This is a genomic window from Parabacteroides hominis, from assembly GCF_014287585.1.
GTDB classification, from domain to species: domain Bacteria; phylum Bacteroidota; class Bacteroidia; order Bacteroidales; family Tannerellaceae; genus Parabacteroides; species Parabacteroides hominis.
The window spans coordinates 37,075-57,817 of record NZ_JACOOJ010000008.1 but is presented as its reverse complement, the minus strand read 5'-3'; the positions used below and the strand labels follow the sequence as shown (position 1 = coordinate 57,817).

The 20,743-nt window shown below is 47.1% G+C and carries 20 protein-coding genes; 17 read left to right on the top strand and 3 right to left on the bottom strand.

Annotated elements, in window-relative coordinates; genetic code table 11:
- Window positions 1-120: 120 nt before the first annotated feature.
- Together H8S65_RS06590 and H8S65_RS06585 are read right to left on the bottom strand one after the other, a co-directional pair.
- A complete protein-coding gene (locus H8S65_RS06590) occupies window positions 121-816 on the bottom strand; it encodes a response regulator transcription factor (RefSeq protein WP_186929203.1) in 696 nt (231 codons plus the stop codon).
- Window positions 813-2,021: a sensor histidine kinase gene (locus tag H8S65_RS06585; RefSeq protein ID WP_186929202.1), complete on the bottom strand. Its 1,209-nt coding sequence runs from the start codon at window positions 2,019-2,021 to the stop codon at window positions 813-815. Before H8S65_RS06585 ends, H8S65_RS06590 begins: the two co-directional genes overlap by 4 nt.
- 151 nt (window positions 2,022-2,172) lie before the next feature.
- Between H8S65_RS06585 and H8S65_RS06580 the strand changes: the two genes are divergently transcribed.
- From H8S65_RS06580 to H8S65_RS06535, 10 genes are all read left to right on the top strand, one after another.
- Entirely contained in the window at window positions 2,173-2,772 is a 600-nt protein-coding gene (locus H8S65_RS06580; protein ID WP_186929201.1) for a DUF3267 domain-containing protein, read from the top strand.
- Window positions 2,773-3,097: 325 nt separating this feature from the next.
- Window positions 3,098-4,471, top strand: coding sequence for a sensor histidine kinase (locus tag H8S65_RS06575; protein ID WP_255489055.1), 1,374 nt, complete (start codon window positions 3,098-3,100; stop codon window positions 4,469-4,471).
- Window positions 4,472-4,477: 6 nt separating this feature from the next.
- Window positions 4,478-5,161: a response regulator transcription factor gene (locus tag H8S65_RS06570; RefSeq protein WP_186929199.1), complete on the top strand. Its 684-nt coding sequence runs from the start codon at window positions 4,478-4,480 to the stop codon at window positions 5,159-5,161.
- 50 nt (window positions 5,162-5,211) lie between these two features.
- Window positions 5,212-5,787 carry a DUF4254 domain-containing protein gene (locus H8S65_RS06565; RefSeq protein ID WP_186929198.1) on the top strand — a complete coding sequence of 192 codons (576 nt, stop codon included), beginning with the start codon at window positions 5,212-5,214 and terminating at the stop codon, window positions 5,785-5,787.
- Window positions 5,788-6,831: a glycosyltransferase family 9 protein gene (locus tag H8S65_RS06560; protein WP_186929197.1), complete on the top strand. Its 1,044-nt coding sequence runs from the start codon at window positions 5,788-5,790 to the stop codon at window positions 6,829-6,831.
- Window positions 6,832-6,868: 37 nt separating this feature from the next.
- Window positions 6,869-7,585, top strand: a complete 717-nt coding sequence (locus H8S65_RS06555) for a glycosyltransferase family A protein (RefSeq protein WP_186929196.1) — start codon at window positions 6,869-6,871, stop codon at window positions 7,583-7,585.
- Between the two features lie 8 nt (window positions 7,586-7,593).
- Entirely contained in the window at window positions 7,594-9,060 is a 1,467-nt protein-coding gene (locus H8S65_RS06550) for a glycosyltransferase (protein ID WP_186929195.1), read from the top strand.
- A gap of 8 nt (window positions 9,061-9,068) precedes the next feature.
- Entirely contained in the window at window positions 9,069-9,899 is an 831-nt protein-coding gene (locus H8S65_RS06545; protein WP_186929194.1) for a glycosyltransferase family 2 protein, read from the top strand.
- Window positions 9,896-10,984, top strand: a complete 1,089-nt coding sequence (locus tag H8S65_RS06540; protein ID WP_186929193.1) for a glycosyltransferase family 4 protein — start codon at window positions 9,896-9,898, stop codon at window positions 10,982-10,984. Before H8S65_RS06545 ends, H8S65_RS06540 begins: the two co-directional genes overlap by 4 nt.
- A 38-nt stretch (window positions 10,985-11,022) precedes the next feature.
- Entirely contained in the window at window positions 11,023-12,312 is a 1,290-nt protein-coding gene (locus H8S65_RS06535) for a nucleotide sugar dehydrogenase (protein WP_186929192.1), read from the top strand.
- 25 nt (window positions 12,313-12,337) lie between these two features.
- Here H8S65_RS06535 and H8S65_RS06530 read toward each other — a convergent pair whose 3' ends face one another.
- A complete protein-coding gene (locus H8S65_RS06530; RefSeq protein ID WP_186929270.1) occupies window positions 12,338-12,973 on the bottom strand; it encodes a ribonuclease H1 domain-containing protein in 636 nt (211 codons plus the stop codon).
- Between the two features lie 323 nt (window positions 12,974-13,296).
- Between H8S65_RS06530 and H8S65_RS06525 the strand changes: the two genes are divergently transcribed.
- From H8S65_RS06525 to pckA, 7 genes are all read left to right on the top strand, one after another.
- Entirely contained in the window at window positions 13,297-13,866 is a 570-nt protein-coding gene (locus H8S65_RS06525; RefSeq protein WP_186929191.1) for a shikimate kinase, read from the top strand.
- Window positions 13,821-15,020, top strand: a complete 1,200-nt coding sequence (locus tag H8S65_RS06520; RefSeq protein ID WP_186929190.1) for an alanine dehydrogenase — start codon at window positions 13,821-13,823, stop codon at window positions 15,018-15,020. Before H8S65_RS06525 ends, H8S65_RS06520 begins: the two co-directional genes overlap by 46 nt.
- 89 nt (window positions 15,021-15,109) lie before the next feature.
- Window positions 15,110-16,966 carry a 2-oxoacid:acceptor oxidoreductase subunit alpha gene (locus tag H8S65_RS06515; RefSeq protein ID WP_186929189.1) on the top strand — a complete coding sequence of 619 codons (1,857 nt, stop codon included), beginning with the start codon at window positions 15,110-15,112 and terminating at the stop codon, window positions 16,964-16,966.
- A 3-nt stretch (window positions 16,967-16,969) separates the two neighbouring features.
- The gene (locus H8S65_RS06510; RefSeq protein ID WP_186929188.1) at window positions 16,970-17,986 is read left to right on the top strand and encodes a 2-oxoacid:ferredoxin oxidoreductase subunit beta; all 1,017 of its coding nucleotides are present in this window, start codon (window positions 16,970-16,972) and stop codon (window positions 17,984-17,986) included.
- 111 nt (window positions 17,987-18,097) lie between these two features.
- Window positions 18,098-18,391 carry a nucleotidyltransferase family protein gene (locus tag H8S65_RS06505; RefSeq protein WP_186929187.1) on the top strand — a complete coding sequence of 98 codons (294 nt, stop codon included), beginning with the start codon at window positions 18,098-18,100 and terminating at the stop codon, window positions 18,389-18,391.
- Entirely contained in the window at window positions 18,375-18,779 is a 405-nt protein-coding gene (locus H8S65_RS06500) for a HepT-like ribonuclease domain-containing protein (protein ID WP_186929186.1), read from the top strand. The genes H8S65_RS06505 and H8S65_RS06500 overlap by 17 nt, the downstream gene beginning before the upstream one ends.
- Before the next feature lie 245 nt (window positions 18,780-19,024).
- A complete protein-coding gene (gene pckA, locus H8S65_RS06495; RefSeq protein WP_186929185.1) occupies window positions 19,025-20,632 on the top strand; it encodes a phosphoenolpyruvate carboxykinase (ATP) in 1,608 nt (535 codons plus the stop codon).
- Window positions 20,633-20,743 lie beyond the last annotated feature (111 nt).

Genomic DNA, 20,743 nt, shown 5'->3' with positions numbered 1-20,743 from the left:
TTCTGATATGGGGCGTCATATCTTCCCTGATATGCCCCCTCATATCCGGGGGGATGATATCTGTCATATCCCCTCTGATATGACCCTGCCACAGAAAAAATGTTAAAAGGATGAGCCTTGTCAGGCCGTAGTAATCATAAGACCGATCCCTTTTACCGTTTTAATACTGACGGTTTCATCTATGGAAATCAACTTACGCAACTTGGTGACGAATACATCCAGGCTGCGGGAAGCAAAATAATCGTCTTCCGTGTTCCAGAACTTGTCGAGGATCACTTCCCGGCGGATCACTTCTCCCGGCTTGCGGAACAGAAGTTCCAGAATCCCCGCTTCACGTGGGGTAAGCAACTGGGCGCTGCCGGAAATATGACGCAGTCTTGCCTGCGCTGGCTCTAAGGTGTAACCGCCTACGGTAAAAGTCTGTTGAGTGTTTTTTTCTGTTATTCCCTGTGTCATGCGGAGCAAAGCACGGACGTGCGCATCCAGTTCTTCGGGCAGGAACGGTTTCTTGACATAATTGTTGACTCCTAATTTGTAACCTTTCACGACGTCTTTGGGAGATACGCGGGCGGAAGAGAAGAGGATCGGAATCTCACGGTCTGTCTCCCGGATGCGGCGTACCATTTCGTAACCGTCCATGACCGGCATTTCGATGTCCGCAACGATCACATCCGGTTTATCCTGCCGGTATGCTTCCAAGCCTTCTTGCCCGTTGTTGGCGATAGTCACTTCGTAATCGCCGATCATATCTTCCAAAGCAGCCTGAATCATATAACTCAGGTTTGCATCGTCTTCTACTAATAATAATCTGATCATGTTGTCGTTTCGTGTTCTGTTGGTAAAGGTAATGAGATTGTGAACTCGCTGTATTTTCCTTCCTTGCTCTCGACGCTGACATAACCGCCGTGCGAGCGGGCGGCGTTCATCACATAGTTCAGCCCCAGTCCGAAACCGGTAACACCGTTTGCCGCACTGCGACGGCTGGCGGAGGCGCGTTCGAACTTGTCAAAGATATGGTTTTGTTCGGAAAGTGAGATGCCGATTCCGTTATCCCTTACCTTGATTTGTATGAATTTATTGTACGTGCAGGAAGCGATTTGTATTTCGACTGTCTCTTTCGAGTATTTGATGGCATTGTCTATCAGGTTGCTGACAGCTTCTTTCAGATACTCTTCGTCTGCAAATATCTCTTCCTTTTCCAGGTTCAACTTAAACGTCACAGGTTTGTTTGTTTTGGCGGAAAACATCCGGGTCAGTTCTTCTATCATCGGGCGGATGGGAATCCAGTCTTTTTCTAACAGGAGTTGTCCGTGCTCCAACTTGGAAATGGTCAGCACTTTGTTGGCCAATGCCATCAGGTGCTCTGCTTCCTCTTCTAATATATCGAAGAATTTATCTTTTTTATCCGGCATTTTATCCAGTTTCCCGCTCCGGAGGATGCGAGTACCCGTCAGGATGGTACTGAGCGGGTTTTTCATATCGTGGATCATGGCATAGGAGAAATCTTCCCGCATTCGGGCGATCTCGTCCTGCCGCTTGATAATATCGATTTGTTTCTGGATTCCGATTATCAGGATGACCAATGCGATGGCTGTTCCGAAAAAGTAATATAGCAGCCTGCCGATGGAGCCTGCGCGTGGATTGATGATATGAGCCCGGATGCCTTGCGTGTCGTCGATCGGATATACAAATGTATGACGCTCGTTGAGCAGTCGTTCGTAGTCGGAGAAGTACCGGATGTCCTTTCTTAGAACTGTTTTCGGGTCGCTGAGGGAAACCGTGTCTATGCGGAACATCAGTTTATTGAGGTCTTTCTTGTTGAGTTCCTCTCTGAACAGGGCCGGAAATACGTTTGTCTTGTCTGCATCATACCGTTCCGTTGCATGGCAAAAAGCTTCATATACCTGCCGTGCCAGCAGATCTTTTGTCAGGGAATAGCTTCTCCCGATCCATTGCCCCATCAGGAAAAGGACGACAAAAACGGCTACTGCCGTCAAAATGATATAGAATGATTTCGTCATAACTTCTTAAATTATGCCGGCAAATATAGGTATTCCTCTATTTCCTGCATCCTTTGTTTCCTATCTTAACCTAAAGATAACGTTGGGATAACCTTCCGTCTCATTCGTTACCCATATCTTTGCAGTGTAGAAATCGAAAAACAAATACGATATGGAAACAAAAGAAAGAAATGTAGGAGAATATGCACGTCCGGAAGGGGTGGAGGTGAAAGTTAGTACCGGGCGGATAACGGGAATCATTTTTTTGTCAATGTTTATTCTCGTGATTGTGAGTGCTTTATTATATAATTATATTTGGGGCGAAGTTTCAAGCTACCGCTCGGAGTATGAATTGGGGCATGCCGTAAGGTTTGAAGCATTCACTTTAAGGGGGGGAATGAATATGATTCTTTGCCTTTTAGGATATATATTACTTCAATATATAGCGTTATATTGTTTTTCCGGAAGAAATTTCCGGGCGTTACGTTGGAATATGGATTGGAAATCGTGGGGTTTTCTTCTGACAAAGCCTCTGGCTTTGAAATACTATCGTATAGCTTTGCTATTGCCATTCTTTGTATTGGGATTATTTCCGATGATACATGGCTTTTGTACAGGAAATAGTATGATCTACTTTATTGGCATATATTGTGTTTTGTGTAGCAGTGGCGATTGCTACTATTTCTGGAAGCTCCGCTCTTTTAATGACAATGATAAGATTATAGACGGCAATGAATCTTTTAGCGCTACCATTATCAAAGGAACTTATTAAACATATTATAGTATGGAATCAAAATTACACCGACTGATTACGCGTTATTGCGCGGACAAGAGATATCGGAATTGCATAAATATTCTATTATGCTTAGTCTCACTGGCAATGATCTATCGTTTAGGCTATGTTGTTGGCAAGTTTATCTATTACGTGAAACTTGATTTCTTTTCCTGATTATTACTAAAATATTACGCAGCCCCAAAAAGATCCGTTTTCGTACGGAACTTATCGGGCTGCTCTTTACCTTTGCCGGAAAGAATACCGGAAGCAGATGGAAAAGCGGATCAAACTGATTTATATATTATCGTTATTTTCGGCTTTGATGGCAATAAGCGTGCAAGCCTATTGGCTCTATAATCAGTATCGTTATGAAGTAGAGCGGTATGCCGGTGAAATTGTCGCCGATGTGTTACGCGCCGGAGACGAAGAGTTTGCCGAACGCAGGAAGATGGCGATAGGGAATGAAACTTCTTATATAATAGATCGCAGTTCGCATACTAAATCCGGATCCTCTATTGTCCGGAATGTGCAAACGCAACTTTGTTTTGATTTTAAAACGGATATCCTGATCGATTCAATAATTAAAGGTCAGGTAGATATGACAAAATTAAACCTCTCATTTGATGCTACCTTACCGGAAGACAGCATTATTCATGGTGTAGAACGAAATGTCGTTAATTACTATATCCCTTTCCGGGTGGAACGGCTGGATAGTGTGCTCCGGGCACGTTTGCCGCAATACGATTTCCGGGTTGCTTTTTTGCCGGAAGGAGATACGTTGAGCCGTTTCAATTCCTGGGAGATTTTGCCGGAACATCTGTTTCCGCCTTGCCTGGGAGTCAAATACCGGTATGCCCCGTTGGATCGGAAAGGGGTGATGATAGAAGTCGGTTTTCCGGTAAACCCTCTCCTGAAGCGGATGGTGGGGCAACTGGCCTTAAGCCTGTTCCTGATCTTGCTGCTGCTTTCCTGCCTGGGGTTGCAAATCGATACGATACTTAAACAGCATAAGCTCGGCGAACTGCGTGAAAGCTTTGTCCATACGATGATCCACGAATTGAGACGTCCGGTGCAAACCTTGAAAATGTGTGTTTCCTTCTTGGACGACAAGCAGATGCGCACGGATGAGGTTGCCTGCGACGGCGTCGTTCAGGACGCCCTGTTCGAACTGGATAACCTTTCCGCTTATCTGGGAAAACTGAAAAATATGGTGAGCGCCGACGGTAGTGCGACGTTGCTGCATCCCGTCCCGTTCAATTTACAGGAATTGGTTGAGAAGGTGATCCGTTTGGTTCATATCCCATCCGGGAAACAGGTCGCTTTTTCTACAGCTTTCCCGCCTGATCTTCCACAGGTTACGGCTGATCCGGTGCATATTGCCAATATCCTGAGTAACCTGATAGAGAATGCGATCAAATATTCCGGCCCCGAAGTCAATATCCGCGTGGTCGTGATCCGGAATGACAGGCTGATAGAACTGACTGTAACGGATAATGGCGTTGGCATTTCTGCCGACGAACAGACGAAAGTATTCGAGAAATTCTATCGTTCCGCCCATTTGCCGGATAAGCAAATTCCCGGCCTGGGACTGGGATTGAGTTATGTGCGACAAATAGCCGAAGCCCATCACGGGCAAGTCTCGCTCCGCAGTGAAGTGGGAAAGGGAACGGAAGTGACAGTTGGATTACCGATATAAAACGATATGGCGACACCTTTAAAAATACTTTTTGCTGACGACGACCTGAAATATTCCCTTCTTCTGAAACGTTTCCTGGAGAAAGAAGGCTACGACGTGACTTATACCGGAAACGGGACGATGGCTCTTGAACAGTTTCCGGTCGTCCTGCCCGACCTGGTCCTTTTGGATATCAATATGCCGGGTTTGAACGGTTTTGAAGTGGCTGAAAAGATACGGGAAACAGACCGTCATGTCCTGATCTTTTTCCTGTCCGACCGTTCGGACAAAACCGACCGCCTGAAAGGTTTCAGCCTCAAGGGGAACGACTATCTTGCCAAACCCTTCTATCCGGAAGAACTGTTAGCACGAATCCGGGAACGTTTCGAAGCAAACACCGAGGTGGAAGTAGCCGAAGAAATCTATCGCTTCGGAAATACAGCCTTCGATTATTCTACCAACGAGATCCGGACAGGGAACAGTAAAACCCTGATCACTTCCCGGCAGGCGGAAATACTCCGCATCCTCGCCCGTAATCCGAATGTCGCGATAGATCGCGAAATAATCCTCTCTGCCGTATGGGGAAATGCCTCTTACGCCAACTCCTTGGCATTAAACGTGCAGATCACCTACCTCCGCAAAGCCTTGCATAACGACCCCTCGACAGGCATCGTTTCCCTGACAAAAAAAGGCTATATGCTGAAAGGATAAAAAAACTTGCTATCTTTGTACGTCTGTATTTACTAAGTAAATTGAACTGTATGAGTTTCAGCGAGAAGTGTTGCCTGGTTTTTGAGCAGGCTACGAATGCATATCATGTCACTAACCATATAGATGCTACGGTACATAATCCTTATGAGGTGAAGAGTATCGAGTTTTATCTCTATCTGAAAAACTGGATTGATGCGGTGCAGTGGCATCTGGAGGATCTCGTTCGAAGTACTTCAGTCGAACCAACCGAAGCTTTGGCGATCATCCGCCGTATCGATAAATCAAACTTGGATCGTACAGACCTGGTGGAACTAATCGACAGTTTCTTTCTTGATCAATACAAAAACGTGAAGGTGCAGCCGGATGCCACCTTTAACACGGAAAGCCCTGCCTGGGCAATAGATCGCCTTTCTATCCTGATTTTGAAAATCTATCATATGCGGCAGGAAACAGAAGCATCGGATGTTACTTCCGAACATAAAGCAAAATGCGAAAAGAAGCTGGAAATCCTGTTAGAACAAAAAAAAGACCTTTCCATCGCTTTGGATCAATTGTTGGCGGATATCAAAGCCGGACGTAAACATATGAAGGTCTATAAGCAAATGAAAATGTACGATAAAAAATAAATGGCAAAGATATTAGTGATACGACTCGCTGCGATCGCCGACGTGGCGATGACTCTTCCGGTCATCTATTCCGCAGCCAAAGCTAATCCGCAAGATTCGTTTACGGTGCTGACGCAGGCGTTTATGATGCCGGTATTCATGAACCGGCCGCCTAATCTGGAAGTGATAGGCATCAGTACTAAAGGGGCGGAGAAAACGCTGGTCGGCCTCTTGCGGTTTACCTCCGCTTTGGTGAAGTTCGATTACGACATTGTCCTGGATTTGCAGGATGTGATCCGGACTTGGATTATCTGTGCCGCTTTTCGGTTGAAAGGCAAACCTATCTACGTTCTGGATAAAATCAGGAAAAGATATCCTCCGCTTATGCGCAGGGAAAATAAGAAGCTGGAACCGCTGCCTACCGTTATCGAACGGTATGCCGACGTGTTCCGTGCAGCAGGATTGGCCTATACCGAATCTTTTGCTTCTTTGTATGAATCACGACCGGCGGATTTGTCGAAAATGGAAGCTATTGCCGGAGTCAAGACCGGGAAATGGTTGGGTATTGCTCCTTTTGCCCGTTATCAGGGCAAAGTATATCCGATCGATGAAATGGAGCAGGTCGTGGCTACTCTTTCTAAAAGGGAGGATCTGACTTTATTCTTGTTCGGAGCGAAAGGATATGAAGAGGCGGTGCTGGAGGATTGGGCTTATCGCTATCCGCGTGTAAAGAATGTGGTGGGTAAATATACGCTTGATAATGAATTGGCGTTAATTAGTCAGTTGGACTTGTTGCTTAGCATGGATTCGGCGAATATGCATTTCGCTTCGTTAGTTGGAACTCGCGTATTGTCCGTCTGGGGAGCGACACATATTTATACCGGCTTCTATGGCTATCGGCAACGTCCGGAAGATGTGATCGAGTTGCCGTTGCCTTGTCGTCCCTGTTCGCAGTTCGGACAGAAAGAATGCTCCAGGGGAGACTGGGCCTGTTTGACGCAGTTACCGGCAGAAAAGATCGTGTCCCGTGTGCAAGCCGTCCTGGAAGAACAATGCAGGCTGTAAATATAGATTCAGAGAGTGAAATTAAAAAAGAAGGAAAATGAAACAATTACATATCATTACCCCGGTGAAAGATTCGATAGAGTTGACTTTACAGACAATTGAGTCGATCCTCTCATCCGACTTTGCTATTCCTTATCATTATTATGTATATAATGATTTCAGCACGGATGAAAATACGGCGCGTCTTCGTGAAGCCTCCGAGAAGATGGGCTTCGAACTGATTAACCTGTCAGACCTGACCGATCATCCTTCTCCCAACTATCTTCTGATCCTTCAGACTGCACAGCAAAAAGCGATTGCCGCCGATGCCGGGCTTTTGATCGTCGAATCGGACGTGATCGTAAAGAAGCATACGTTGCAGTCGCTGTTCGATGGCGCTTTGATGCGTCCGGATTGTGGAATTGCCGCCGCCGTAACGGTCGACGAACGGGAGAATATCAATTATCCGTATTTATATGCCAAAGGCAAGGAGGGCAAAGTCTTTCCCGAGAAAAAGCATTTGAGCTTTTGTTGTTCCTTGTTGACCGTGTCTTTCTTGAAGGCTTTTGATTTCCATCAACTGGATCCTGAAAAGAACTGGCACGATGTGACGATCTCGCATCGTTCTCTGGAAAAAGGTTTCACAAACTACCTGTTTACAACGTTGACCGTGTGGCATCGCCCGCATGGCAGCCGTCCGTGGAAACAACTTAAATATAAGAATCCCTTGAAGTATTACTGGTTGAAGTTTACAAAAGGGCTCGATAAAATCTGATTGGCTTTATGGAACATTTGCCATTGGTTTCGGTAATCGTGCCCGTGTATAACATGGAGCAATATCTGGATGAAACGCTCGACTCGGTGTTAGCTTCGGACTATCCATCCTTTGAAGTGGTCGTTATGGACGACGGCTCAAAAGATGCTTCGTTGGAAATTGCAAAAGAGTATGCTCGGAAAGATCCACGGGTAAAAGTCCACACTCAACCGAACGCCGGAGCTTGTGCTGCCCGCAACCATGCAATAGCATTGGCGGAAGGGGAGTTGATTCTTCCGATTGATGCGGACAATACTATTACTCCGGATTTTATCCGTAAGGCTGTTGAAATAATTATACAGGATGAAGATATAAAAGTCGTGAGTCCGCGTGCCGACTTTTTTGGTGATCGTTCCGGAGAATGGGTTTTACCTCCTTTTTCCTTAAACCTATTGGCACGGAAGAATATCATGGATACTTGTGCTTTATACAGGAAGTCGGATTGGAAACGGGTAAATGGATATTGTGAGGAAATTATTGCCCGTGAGGACTGGGAGTTTTGGATATCGGTATTGAAGGATGGTGGTAAGGTGGTAAAGCTTCCAGACATATCTTTACACTACCGGATAAGAAACAGTTCTAAACGTGTAACGGATCGTTCACTGAAAAAACATGTGATAGACATCTTGAATAAACGTCATCCTGAGTTTTTCGAGCGGGAATTGGGCGGCCCTCTAAGGTATAGGAGGACTTGGTCGAAGTTGATAAATAAAATATATCGAATATTTCATCCCCGTGTCGTATTTGTAAATGAAGCGTACGCAGACTTTACCTCTTTTGTAAAAGTTCTTCCTGTCTATTTCAAGAATGGTGAAGGAAGAGTTATTTATAAAGGACGTAATGAATTGCGTGAGTTCAGATATAAAGGGGTGGATTTAGTAGTAAAATCTTTTCGTAAGCCGAATTTGATTAATCGGATCGTTTATGGTTTGTTTCGTCCCTCCAAGGCGCAGCGTTCATATGAATATGCAGAGATGTTGTTGCAGTCCGGAATCGGAACGCCTCAGCCGGTGGGTTATTATACTGAACGGTCCGGGTTGTTGTTTACACGTAGCTATTATGTTAGCCTAAAATCCGAATGCCCGTATACTTATTACGATTTGGTGAAAACCAATTTTTCTGGTCAAGAACAAATACTTCGTGCGATTGCCCGTACGACAGCTGCCATGCATGAACATGGTTATTTGCATAAGGATTATTCTCGTGGAAATATACTGTTTAAGGAAACGGATGGAGGCGTGAAAGTCGAAATCATTGATTTAAACCGGATTCGTTTCCGGAAAGTCGGTATTGAAGAAGGATGTCGAAACTTTGAACGTTTACCTGTAAAAGATGGATGGTGTAAAATAATGGGAGAGGCATATGCTCGGGAACGTGGATTTGATATTGATGTTTGTTGTCGGTTCATACATGAAGCGACATATAACAATGAGTAGCGTGAATTATGGGAAAAGAAGGCCAGATTTGGGTTTCGGTTATTACCGTTTGCTATACCTGCCGGCAGGTAATCGAACAGACCATGAGGTCTGTTCTCGAACAAAATTATCCGTTTGTCGAGTATATAGTAATTGACGGAGCCTCGAAGGATGGGACAACAGAAGAAATAGAACGGCTGGCTCCTTTGTTTAGAGAAAAAGGCTATCGTTTTCATTTGGTTAGTGAGCCTGATCATGGTATTTATGATGCCATGAATAAAGGAATCCGACTGGCAAGTGGAGAATGGATTAATTTTATGAATGCGGGAGATCGTTTTTATGATTGCCATGTCTTAAGCCGCATCTTCGGGAGTCCTGTTCCGGAAGCCTATAGCATCGTGTATGGCGATACGGTTCTGCACTTGGCTTTCGGTGATGTTGAGATGCGTCCTAAGCCGTTGGATTATTTGCAAAAGAAGATGGCGTTTTGTCATCAGTCGGCATTTGTTAGGACAAAAGAAATGCAACTTCACCCTTTTGATACTCGTTATCGCTTGGCTGCTGATTATGATTTCTTTTATTATTGCTATTTGAAAAAGAAGAAGTTCGAATACATGGCCTTTCCTGTGGCTATCTTCGAATCCGAGGAAGGTGCTTCTTCTTTAAACCGGCTAAAGGTCAACCGTGAATATGCTCAGATAAAGGGCATAGACAAGACTGTGATATGGAAACTGAAATACGTGTGTAAATATATGTCAGTCAAACTCAAGGAGGCTTTCTATGCATCCTTGCCAGATTCGTGTGTGAGGAAGTTGCGTGAAAAAAATTATGAACGATTGAGAAGGAGGCGTTTAAAATGAAAAAAGGATGTGTGTTGTATGATCACCAAGCGTTTGAAATGCAACGTTTTGGGGGAATCTCGAATTATTTCCATGAATTGATTCGATCGGTCAATGTGGACATTCGCTTGTCTTTGCTCCTGTCAAACAATTATTATGTCGGAGAGAGATGCCGCTTCCAAGTTGCCACTCTTCCTTATAAGTGGTTTAACGGACCGATAAAATCATTGAATCGCAAGTTTAGCTGCCGGGAGATACGAGCTGGTCAATACGATTTGTTTCATCCGACTTATTATAATCCTTATTTCCTGTCTGAAATAGGGCATAAACCTTTTGTCCTAACGGTACACGACATGAACCATGAACTGTTTCCGCATTTGTTCCCCAATGCAGATCTTATGATTGCATGGAAAAAGAAAACCATCGAAAGTGCATCTCGCATTATCGCCATAAGCGAAAATACGCGTCGGGATATTTTAAGGTTTTATGATATAGAACCTCAAAATATAACGGTTATTTATCATGGTGTAGGGGAGTTTCGGCAAAATACGGATAATTTGATTCTTCCGGAGCGATATCTATTATATGTGGGAGCACGGAGCGGATATAAGAATTTCGAACGTTTCTTGCTTGCATTTAAATTATTGGCGGAGAAAGACGATTCACTGCATCTTATTTGCGTCGGCAAACCGTTTAAAAAAAGAGAATGGCTGCATTGTCAAGAGTTGAAGGTCGCAAACCGGATACAGGTCATGCAAACGGGCACAGATGATCTGGGGCAACTTTACAGGCAAGCTTTGCTTTTTGTTTACCCATCCTTGTATGAGGGTTTTGGCATTCCGATATTGGAAGCTTATGCGAATCATTGTCCGGTTGCATTGAGCAATGCCAGCTGTTTCCCGGAAATAGCGGGTGAAGCTGGTGCATATTTTGAACCGGAGTCGGTCGATTCGATTTATGAAACGATTTCAAGCTTATTGGATTCGGACGGTGAACGTACTGCTTTGATTCAAGCCGGCAAAGAACGCCTGAAGCGATATTCCTGGCAAAAAACAGCCGAACAGACGGAGTTAGTTTACCACCAAGTGATGGAAGAAAACAATTAATCATTACATTTGTGCATCTTTGTACAGGAATATTGGTTATGGAAAATATCAAACTTGCCATTATCGGCCTCGGATACGTCGGTTTGCCGTTGGCGCGGTTGTTTGCGACGCGTTATCCGGTGGTCGGGTATGATGTGAAGCGGGAGCGGGTGGCTGCCTTGATGGAAGGGCGGGATGCGACGCAGGAGGTATCGGACGAATTGTTGAAGTCCGTGCTGCTGCCACGGCTGCCGGAAGGAGGCGAGACGGGGTTGTTTTGTACGTCCGATGCGGAACAGCTCCGCGGGTGCAATTATTATATAGTGGCGGTTCCTACGCCGGTCGACTTGCATCACAGTCCTGACCTGACGCCCTTGTATTCGGCGAGTGAGACGGTGGGAAAGGTTTTAGGCAAAGGCGATATTGTTATCTATGAATCGACCGTCTGTCCCGGAATCACGGAAGAAGAATGCGTTCCTATCTTAGAGAGAACGTCCGGGTTGGTTTTCAACCGCGATTTCTTTGCCGGATATTCGCCGGAGCGTATTAATCCGGGAGACAAGGAACATACGGTAGAGAAGATCATGAAAGTGACATCCGGCTCCACGCCCGAAGCTGCTGAGAAGGTCGACGCCCTGTACCGATCGGTCATCCAGGCCGGGACATTCCCGGTTTCCAGTATCAAAGTGGCGGAGGCTGCCAAAGTGATCGAGAACTCCCAGCGCGATATCAACATCGCTTTTATGAACGAACTGTCGAAGATTTTCCATCTGATCGGTATCGATACGAACGAAGTGCTGGCGGCGGCCGGAACGAAATGGAACTTCCTGCCTTTCAAGCCCGGCCTGGTCGGTGGACATTGCATAGGTGTCGATCCTTATTACCTGATCCGCAAGGCGCAGGATTATGGTTTCCATCCGGGATTGATCCTGTATGGACGCCGTATCAACGATACGATGGGCGAATATATTGCCGGTCGCGTCGTGAAGTGCATGATCAAGAAAGATGTTCCGGTACGGAATGCCGAAGCGTTGGTTTTAGGCTTTACCTTTAAGGAAAACTGCCCCGACGTGCGCAACTCCAAAGTCGGCGATGTCGTCCGTTACCTCGGTGATTACGGTATCAACGTGACGATCTATGATCCCTGGGCGCGTCCGGAAGACGTACGGCGCGAATATGGCTTGGAAGTCCTGTCCGCCCTGCCGGAAAAGAAGTTCGACGTTGTCGTCTTGGCGGTCGCCCATGCCGATTTCCTGTCACTGGACATTCCGGCGCTGGCGAAGGAGCACAGTGTGGTATATGATGTGAAAGGTTGCCTTGATCCGGCTTGGGTAGACGACCGGTTATAAGGGATAGAATACTTTCCTGCCCAATTTATTTCCGTCCGAAATCCGCCGGGATCTCTCCCCATTCCGAAGTTTCCCATTTCAGGATAGGGGTCGTGTAGGTGTTGGTATTGAGCCATTTTTCCGCCCGTTCGATCAGGTCGAAGACCGGCTCGTTCTCCGGCACGCGCTCCAAGAGTGTCTTGCATTTCTTCTTTTTTACCCAGCCGATGGCGTTCCGGCTGTCCGAGTAGATCGGCAGGCTGCTTCCTTTCTGCTTCAGCAGGGCGAGTCCGTGCACCAAAGCCAGGAATTCGCCGATGTTGTTCGTCCCTTTCTTTAACGGCCCGATCCGGAAGATCTCTTGCATGGTGGGCGGATAAACGCCCCGGTATTCCATGTCTCCCGGATTCCCGCTACAAGCAGCGTCTACGCAAAGGCTTTCCCAGATCGGTTTCCCGACCGGAGCTTTCGGTGCCAGGCTCGCAGCCGCTTTGGCGGAAGAAACGGTTTTCAGATAATGCTCGTATCCTTTCTCGAAAGCTTTTGCCGCCTCCTCTTCGGTTTCGAACGACTTGTATTTCGCCCCGTCCTGCTTGTCCACCTGCGCCTTGCATTCGTCCCAGTTGTCATATACGCCCGGAGTGATGCCTTTCCATACTACATAATATTTGTTTCTTGCCATTGCTCTCTGTTTAAATAAGTCTTTGTCCGACTTCTCCTTCCCTTGTAGGAAATCGATCTTCTCCTTCGGGAAAATGCTTCCGGCTTGCCGGATAAGTTCGTTTTTCCCCGCATCTAATCGCTTGTCGACAATTGTCAGCAAACCTGTCGACAGTTGTCAGCAGACTTGTCGACAATCATCGGCAGGCTTGCCGACAATTGTCGACAGGCAAATCGTTGGGCACGTAATCGAAGAAGCATGCGGCCAAAGATAAAATTTATCCGGCACAAAACAGGACTTCTTAACGGAAAAAGTTTACATTTGCAGGAAACAATCATATAGATATGAAGCGTATATTTCTGATTGGATATATGGGAGCCGGAAAAACCACTGTGGGAAAGGTGCTGTCCCGGCAGTTGGGACTCTCGTTTATCGATCTGGACCATTATATAGAAGGCCGTTACCATAGGACCGTCGGCCAGCTTTTTGCCGAGAGAGGGGAAGAGGCGTTCCGGGATATCGAACGGAGGATGCTCCGCGAAGTCGCTACTTTTGAAGATGTCCTGGTCTCGACCGGAGGCGGCGCTCCCTGTTTTTTCGATAACATGGAGTTTATGAACGAGGCCGGGCAGACCGTTTACCTCAAGGTTTCGGTAGACGAACTGGCGAAGCGCCTGGAACTCTGCAAATCCACCCGCCCGGTGTTGAAAGGCCGTACAGGCGACGAACTGAAAGCCTTCGTCGCCGAAAGCCTGGAGAAAAGGGAGCCTTTCTATTCGAAGGCGGCGATTGTGTTCAAGGCGGAAGAGATGATGACCGATCAGGATGTACATGAAATATCACAAGAACTGGCAACACGATTAAGTTTATGGACAGACAAGGGCAGGGAGCTTATATCCCCCAGGAGTTATTGAAAGAACTCAGCAAGGTGAGCAATCGCCAGCTGATAGGTATTCCCTGTGAACGGGTGGAAGGAGAGCGCCGTCTGGCTCTGACTCCCGAAGCGGTCGACATGCTGACCGACCGCGGGCATCGCGTCCTGGTGGAAGCCGGTGCGGGCCTGGGGATCAATTACTCCGATAACCATTATTCGGAAGCGGGAGCCGAGATCGTGGCGACGGCGGCCGAAGTGTATCAGGCGGACATCATCCTGAAGATCCTGCCGCCGCTTACCGCCGAGGTGATGATGATGAAGCCGCGCACCACGCTGTTTTCGACCGTCCAGTTCAATACCTTCTCGCATGAAGCCTTCGAGTTGATGATGGCTAAACGGATTACGGCCGTCGCATACGAGTTGCTGGCGGATGAAAGGCAACGCTGTCCGGTGCTGAACGTGATCTCCGAGATCGAAGGAACCGCTTCCATCACGATCGCTTCCGAGCTGCTGAGCAATACGCAAGGCGGGAAAGGCATCTTGTTGGGAGGTATTCCGGGCGTTTCACCGACCGAGGTCGTGATCATCGGGGCCGGTAATGCCGGAACCGTCGCCACCCGTGCCGCTATGGCGCTGGGCGCTTCCGTGAAAGTGTTCGACGACGATATAAACAAGCTCCGGACCATCCAGCAGGTGTTGGGGCAAGGCTTGTTCACTTCCACTTTCCATCCGAATGTGCTGCAAAACGCTTTCCGCAGTGCCGACGTGGTGATCGGGGCGATGCGTTATATCAATACGCGTCACCGGTATATCATCGCCGAAGATATGATCCGTACCATGAAGCGCGGCGCACTGGTCATCGATCTCAGGATCAACCAGGGAGGTTGCTTCGAGACGACCTGTTGCCTCTGTCCGTCCGATCCGACTGTTTTCGAACAGTACGGCGTGTTGCATTATTGCCGGCAGAACATCAGCAACCGTGTGGCGCGTACCACTTCGATGGCCTTGAGCAACATTTTCGTCCCGATGCTTTTCCAGCTGGGCGACGCCGGTGCCGTGCAAGGGATGATCAAGAGCGATCCGGGATTCAAGAACGGAGTCTACATGTACTGCGGGAAGCCCGTTAACAACTACGTTTCCAATAGATTCGGTCTATCGTCGAATAATATCGATCTATACCTCTCTGCGTTTTAACCCTTAAAAGTTTTGAACTCGCGAAGTTTATTCTTTACTTTGCGACGATCTTAAATATCAATAAGCGATTAAGCTAATATAAGTATATTATGGCAGAACAGACAAAAGTAACAACTCTGGAAAAGGTTGTCATCCGTTTTTCGGGAGACTCCGGTGACGGTATGCAGCTGACCGGGACAATCTTTTCCAATCTGTCGGCTATTTTTGGGAATGAGATCTCTACATTCCCCGATTATCCGGCAGAAGTGCGTGCTCCTCAAGGAACACTTAGTGGCGTATCAGGTTTCCAGGTTCATCTGGGGTCCCGTAAAATCTTTACTCCCGGTGATAAGGCGGACGTGTTGGTCGCAATGAACCCCGCTGCTTTGAAAGTGAATGTGAAAAACCTGAAATCCAATGCAATCGTCTTGATCGATACGGATTCGTTCCAGAAGAGCGATCTGGAGAAGGCGCAGTTTACGACTGACGATCCGTTCCAGGAACTCGGGCTCGGCGGCGTGCAGGTCGTGGCGGCTCCTATCTCGACAATGGTGAAAGACGGCCTGGCTGAATTCGGCCTGGACAACAAGTCGGCTCTCCGTTGTAAGAATATGTTCGCACTGGGGTTGGTCTGCTGGCTGTTCGAACGTCCGCTGGAAGAAGCGATGCACATGTTGCAGAACAAGTTCGCCAAAAAACCGGCTATCGCGCAGGCCAATATCAAGGCGCTGACGGACGGTTACAACTACGGGCACAATATCCATGCTTCGGTCTCCACTTACCGTATCGAGAGTAAGAAGGCCGCACCTGGTTTTTATACCGACGTGAACGGGAACAAGGCTACTTCCTACGGGTTGATCGCCGCTGCCGAAAAGGCCGGCTTGCAGCTGTTCCTCGGAAGCTACCCGATCACTCCGGCTACCGATATTTTGCATGAACTGTCGAAACATAAGGAACTTGGCGTCATCACCGTTCAGGCGGAAGATGAAATTGCCGGTATCTGTACTTCCATCGGCGCCAGCTTCGCCGGTTGCCTGGCGGCAACTTCCACTTCCGGACCCGGTCTGGCGTTGAAGAGCGAAGCGATCGGTCTGGCCGTGATTGCCGAACTGCCGCTGGTCGTTATCGACGTGCAGCGTGGCGGCCCTTCTACGGGTATGCCGACCAAGAGCGAACAAACCGACCTGATGCAGGCGCTTTACGGGCGTAACGGCGAAAGCCCGGTTGTCGTGATTGCCGCTTCGACTCCGACAGACTGCTTCGATGCCGCTTACTGGGCCGGTAAACTGGCTCTCGAACACATGACTCCGGTTATCTTGCTGACGGATGCCTTCATCGCCAACGGCTCTTCTGCATGGAAGCTGCCGGACCTGTCTGAATATCCGGAAATCAAACCGAATTATGTTTCCAACTACGATGCGGGCGAAAAAGTGTGGAAAGCATATCGCCGCGACAAGGAAAGCCTGGTTCGCTATTGGGCTGTTCCGGGAACCGAAGGCTTTGCCCACCGCTTAGGCGGTCTCGAAAAAGACTACGAAACGAGTGCTATCTCGACAGACCCGGTCAACCACCAGAAGATGGTTATTACCCGCCAGGCCAAGATAGACAAGATTGCCGACTTTATCCCCGAACTGGAAGTGATCGGAGATCCCGATGCCGACTTGCTGATCGTCGGATGGGGCGGAACATACGGACACCTCTACGAAGCGATGGAAACCATGCAGGAACAGGGAAAGAAAGTCGCCCTGGCCCACTTCAAGTTCATCAGCCCGCTGCCTAAGAACACGGCTGAAGTATTAGGCAAATACAAGAAGGTGGTCGTTGCCGAACAGAACAACGGGCAATTTGCCAACTACCTGCGCGGCAGGGTAGCCGGATTCAATCCGTACCGTTTCAACCGCGTAAAGGGACAACCTTTTATTGTAGCGAGATTAGTTGAGGAATTCACGAAAATATTGGAGGCTTAAAAGATGGCAACTGAAGAAGTAAAATTTCAACCGAAAGATTATAAGAGCGATCAGTATGTACGCTGGTGTCCGGGTTGTGGAGACCATGCCGTGTTGAACTGCTTGCACAAAGCAATGGCCGAAGTAGGAGTGGCTCCTCATAATATGGCTGTTATCTCAGGTATCGGGTGTTCTTCCCGTTTACCTTATTATATGAACACATACGGTTTCCATACGATCCACGGACGTGGAGCCGCTATCGCTACCGGCGTGAAGACGGCTCGTCCCGACCTGAGTGTCTGGTTGATTACCGGCGACGGCGACTGCCTGGCGATCGGCGGTAACCACTTTATCCATGCCGTGCGCCGCAACGTGGACCTGAATATCGTGTTGTTCAACAACAAGATCTACGGTCTGACGAAGGGACAGTATTCGCCGACTTCCGATCGTGGTTTCGTTTCCAAGAGTTCTCCTTACGGAACGGTCGAAGATCCGTTTATCCCGGCTGAACTGGCTTTGGGCGCGCGCGGCAATTTCTTTGCCCGCGTGATCGACGTGGATCTGAAGAACACGACTGAAGTGCTGGCTGCTTCCGCTCGCCACAAAGGCGCTTCCGTAACCGAAGTGCTGGTGAACTGCGTGATCTTTAACGACGGTATCCATAAAAAGATTGTCGACAAGGAATTTCGTGCCGACCGTACGATCTTCCTGCGCCACGGCGAAAAGATGCTGTTCGGCAAGGACAACGAAAAGGGTATCGTCTTGGAAGGCCTGAAACTGAAAGCCGTGACAATCGGCCAGGATGGTTATACATTGGATGATGTCCTGGTGCATGACGCACATGAAAAGGATAACACCCTGCACATGATGCTTGCCATGATGGGCGAAGACATGCCGATCGCACTCGGCGTGATCCGCGATGTGGATGCTCCGACCTACGATGAAGCCGTGCACCAGCAGATCGAAGATGTCCAGGCCAAGAACCCGATCCGTAACCTGCAGGATTATCTGATGAGCGGAGAAATCTGGGAAGTAAAATAAGGCGATAAGCCGGTCCGCAATAAGAAAGCTGTAAACCCTGAAAAAAGATGCAAGGGTTTGCAGCTTTTCTTATTTAATCTTATTATCTTTGTGAAACAAAAGGGTATAGCAATGAAGACAACTGCCGAAATCATAGAAATCCTGAAGGATTATAAGGTCCGTTCCGCAGAAAAGTACGGAATCGAGACATTGGGCCTTTTCGGCAGCGTGGCTCGTGGCGAACAGAATGAGAAGAGTGACATCGATGTGTTTATTAAATTAAGGAAAACGAGTTATTACACATTGATGGATATAAAAGATGACCTGGAACAACTCTTCAGGCAAAAAGTAGATTTAATAACCTTGCATGAAACAATGCGTGCTTTGTTTCGGCGTAAAATAGAACAGGATGCAATCTATCTTTAAAGATCAAATTACAGACAAGTTTCTTTTTGTTATACAACGGGTTGAGTTGGCTTTGGATCGTACAGCCGGCGTAGCGGATTGTGACGATTTGCTCCGTTCCCCGGATGGTGTCGATTTGTACGATGCCACTTGTATGAGAATACAGACTATAGGTGAAACCTTAAAACAAATCGACTCTGAAACAAAGGAGAAATTGTTGATCAATTATCCGGAAATTCCTTGGCGTAAGGTTTTTGCCATGCGGAATATTATATCTCATGAATATTTATCTGTGGACCCGGAGATTATAACCGATATCATTAAACATAATTTACCTCCATTGCTTGTCGTGCTCCATCGTATCATGGAGGACTTGAATGCCGGTAAACATGATGCTGTTTTTGGATAAAAGTACCTGATTTGCAAACTCTATGTTACAAAATGGTAGTGTTTGGTGTTAACAGCATGGAAAAGTATAATTATTACTGAAAAATTTCCTTAATTCAGTATGTACTATGAAAATTTGTATTACTTTTGTACCGCGATTAACAAGGCGAGGGAACAGCAAGTGAAAATAGAGATGATTTGCCTTGTGTATTAACATCGAGTAGAGAGAAAAGTTATATAAAGTCAATCAATTAAATTAATTTCAAGATGGCTACATTAGATTTAAGCAAGTACGGAATTAAAGATGTGAAAGAAATCGTTCACAATCCGTCTTACGATGTTCTGTTCGCAGAAGAAACAAAACCGGGTTTGGAAGGCTTTGAAAAAGGTCAGGTAACTGAACTGGGTGCTGTAAACGTGATGACCGGTGTTTACACAGGCCGTTCTCCTAAAGATAAATTTTTCGTAAAGAACGAAGCCAGCGAAGATTCAGTATGGTGGACTTCTGAAGAATATAAAAACGATAACAAGCCTTGTTCTGAAGAAGCTTGGGCTGATCTGAAAGCTAAAGCTGTAAAAGAATTGTCAGGCAAACGTCTGTTCGTTGTCGATACTTTCTGCGGCGCTAACGAAGCAACTCGCCTGAAAGTACGTTTCATCATGGAAGTAGCATGGCAGGCACACTTCGTAACTAACATGTTCATCCGCCCGACAGCTGAAGAACTGGCTAACTACGGAGAACCTGATTTCGTTTCTTTCAACGCTGCTAAGGCTAAAGTTGAAAACTTCAAGGAATTAGGCCTGAACTCTGAAACTGCTACTGTTTTCAACCTGAAGACTAAAGAACAGGTGATCCTGAATACTTGGTACGGTGGTGAAATGAAGAAAGGTATCTTCTCTATCATGAACTATCTGAACCCGTTGCGTGGCATCGCTTCTATGCACTGCTCCGCTAACACGGATAAAGAAGGTACAAGCTCCGCTATCTTCTTCGGTCTGTCCGGAACAGGTAAGACAACTTTGTCTACCGACCCGAAACGTCTGTTGATCGGTGATGACGAACACGGATGGGACAACGAAGGTGTATTCAACTACGAAGGTGGTTGCTATGCTAAGGTTATCAACCTGGACAAAGAAAGCGAACCGGATATCTACAACGCTATCAAACGTGACGCTCTTCTTGAAAACGTTACAGTTGCTGCTGACGGTACGATCGACTTCGCTGATAAGAGCGTAACGGAAAACACGCGTGTTTCTTACCCGATCTATCACATCGAAAACATCGTTAAACCGGTTTCCAAAGGCCCGCACGCAAAACAGGTTATCTTCCTGTCTGCTGATGCATTCGGCGTATTGCCTCCGGTATCTATCCTGAACCCGGAACAGACTCAGTATTACTTCCTGTCTGGTTTCACAGCTAAATTGGCTGGTACGGAACGTGGTATCACTGAACCGACTCCGACATTCTCCGCTTGCTTCGGTGCTGCTTTCTTGTCACTGCACCCGACGAAATACGGCGAAGAACTGGTTAAGAAGATGGAAATGACCGGTGCTAAGGCTTATTTGGTTAACACGGGTTGGAACGGTACTGGCAAACGTATCTCTATCAAAGATACAAGAGGTATCATCGATGCTATCCTGGACGGCTCTATCGACAAAGCTCCGACAAAAGTTATCCCGTACTTCGATTTCGTTGTACCGACAGAATTGCCGGGTGTTGATCCGAAGATCCTGGATCCGCGCGATACATATGCTGATCCTGCACAGTGGGACGAAAAAGCAAAAGATCTGGCTGGCCGTTTCATCAAGAACTTCGCTAAGTTCACAGGCAACGAAGCTGGTAAGAAGTTGGTTGCTGCCGGTCCGAAATTGTAATAACATACATAACGGCTATATAAAAGCGCAGGACTTCGGTTCTGCGCTTTTTTTATATATATACATTAATTTTAGCATAAATGTTAGGATGTTTTAAAATCTATTCCTATC

Excerpts from the sequence above, each read along its gene's own strand:
- H8S65_RS06590 (WP_186929203.1), bottom strand. The coding sequence starts at position 816 with ATGATCAGATTATTATTAGTAGAAGACGATGCAAACCTGAGTTATATG.
- H8S65_RS06585 (WP_186929202.1), bottom strand. The coding sequence starts at position 2,021 with ATGACGAAATCATTCTATATCATTTTGACGGCAGTAGCCGTTTTTGTC.
- H8S65_RS06580 (WP_186929201.1), top strand. The coding sequence starts at position 2,173 with ATGGAAACAAAAGAAAGAAATGTAGGAGAATATGCACGTCCGGAAGGG.
- H8S65_RS06575 (WP_255489055.1), top strand. The coding sequence starts at position 3,098 with ATGGCAATAAGCGTGCAAGCCTATTGGCTCTATAATCAGTATCGTTAT.
- H8S65_RS06570 (WP_186929199.1), top strand. The coding sequence starts at position 4,478 with ATGGCGACACCTTTAAAAATACTTTTTGCTGACGACGACCTGAAATAT.
- H8S65_RS06565 (WP_186929198.1), top strand. The coding sequence starts at position 5,212 with ATGAGTTTCAGCGAGAAGTGTTGCCTGGTTTTTGAGCAGGCTACGAAT.
- H8S65_RS06560 (WP_186929197.1), top strand. The coding sequence starts at position 5,788 with ATGGCAAAGATATTAGTGATACGACTCGCTGCGATCGCCGACGTGGCG.
- H8S65_RS06555 (WP_186929196.1), top strand. The coding sequence starts at position 6,869 with ATGAAACAATTACATATCATTACCCCGGTGAAAGATTCGATAGAGTTG.
- H8S65_RS06550 (WP_186929195.1), top strand. The coding sequence starts at position 7,594 with ATGGAACATTTGCCATTGGTTTCGGTAATCGTGCCCGTGTATAACATG.
- H8S65_RS06545 (WP_186929194.1), top strand. The coding sequence starts at position 9,069 with ATGGGAAAAGAAGGCCAGATTTGGGTTTCGGTTATTACCGTTTGCTAT.
- H8S65_RS06540 (WP_186929193.1), top strand. The coding sequence starts at position 9,896 with ATGAAAAAAGGATGTGTGTTGTATGATCACCAAGCGTTTGAAATGCAA.
- H8S65_RS06535 (WP_186929192.1), top strand. The coding sequence starts at position 11,023 with ATGGAAAATATCAAACTTGCCATTATCGGCCTCGGATACGTCGGTTTG.
- H8S65_RS06530 (WP_186929270.1), bottom strand. The coding sequence starts at position 12,973 with ATGGCAAGAAACAAATATTATGTAGTATGGAAAGGCATCACTCCGGGC.
- H8S65_RS06525 (WP_186929191.1), top strand. The coding sequence starts at position 13,297 with ATGAAGCGTATATTTCTGATTGGATATATGGGAGCCGGAAAAACCACT.
- H8S65_RS06520 (WP_186929190.1), top strand. The coding sequence starts at position 13,821 with ATGGACAGACAAGGGCAGGGAGCTTATATCCCCCAGGAGTTATTGAAA.
- H8S65_RS06515 (WP_186929189.1), top strand. The coding sequence starts at position 15,110 with ATGGCAGAACAGACAAAAGTAACAACTCTGGAAAAGGTTGTCATCCGT.
- H8S65_RS06510 (WP_186929188.1), top strand. The coding sequence starts at position 16,970 with ATGGCAACTGAAGAAGTAAAATTTCAACCGAAAGATTATAAGAGCGAT.
- H8S65_RS06505 (WP_186929187.1), top strand. The coding sequence starts at position 18,098 with ATGAAGACAACTGCCGAAATCATAGAAATCCTGAAGGATTATAAGGTC.
- H8S65_RS06500 (WP_186929186.1), top strand. The coding sequence starts at position 18,375 with ATGCAATCTATCTTTAAAGATCAAATTACAGACAAGTTTCTTTTTGTT.
- pckA (WP_186929185.1), top strand. The coding sequence starts at position 19,025 with ATGGCTACATTAGATTTAAGCAAGTACGGAATTAAAGATGTGAAAGAA.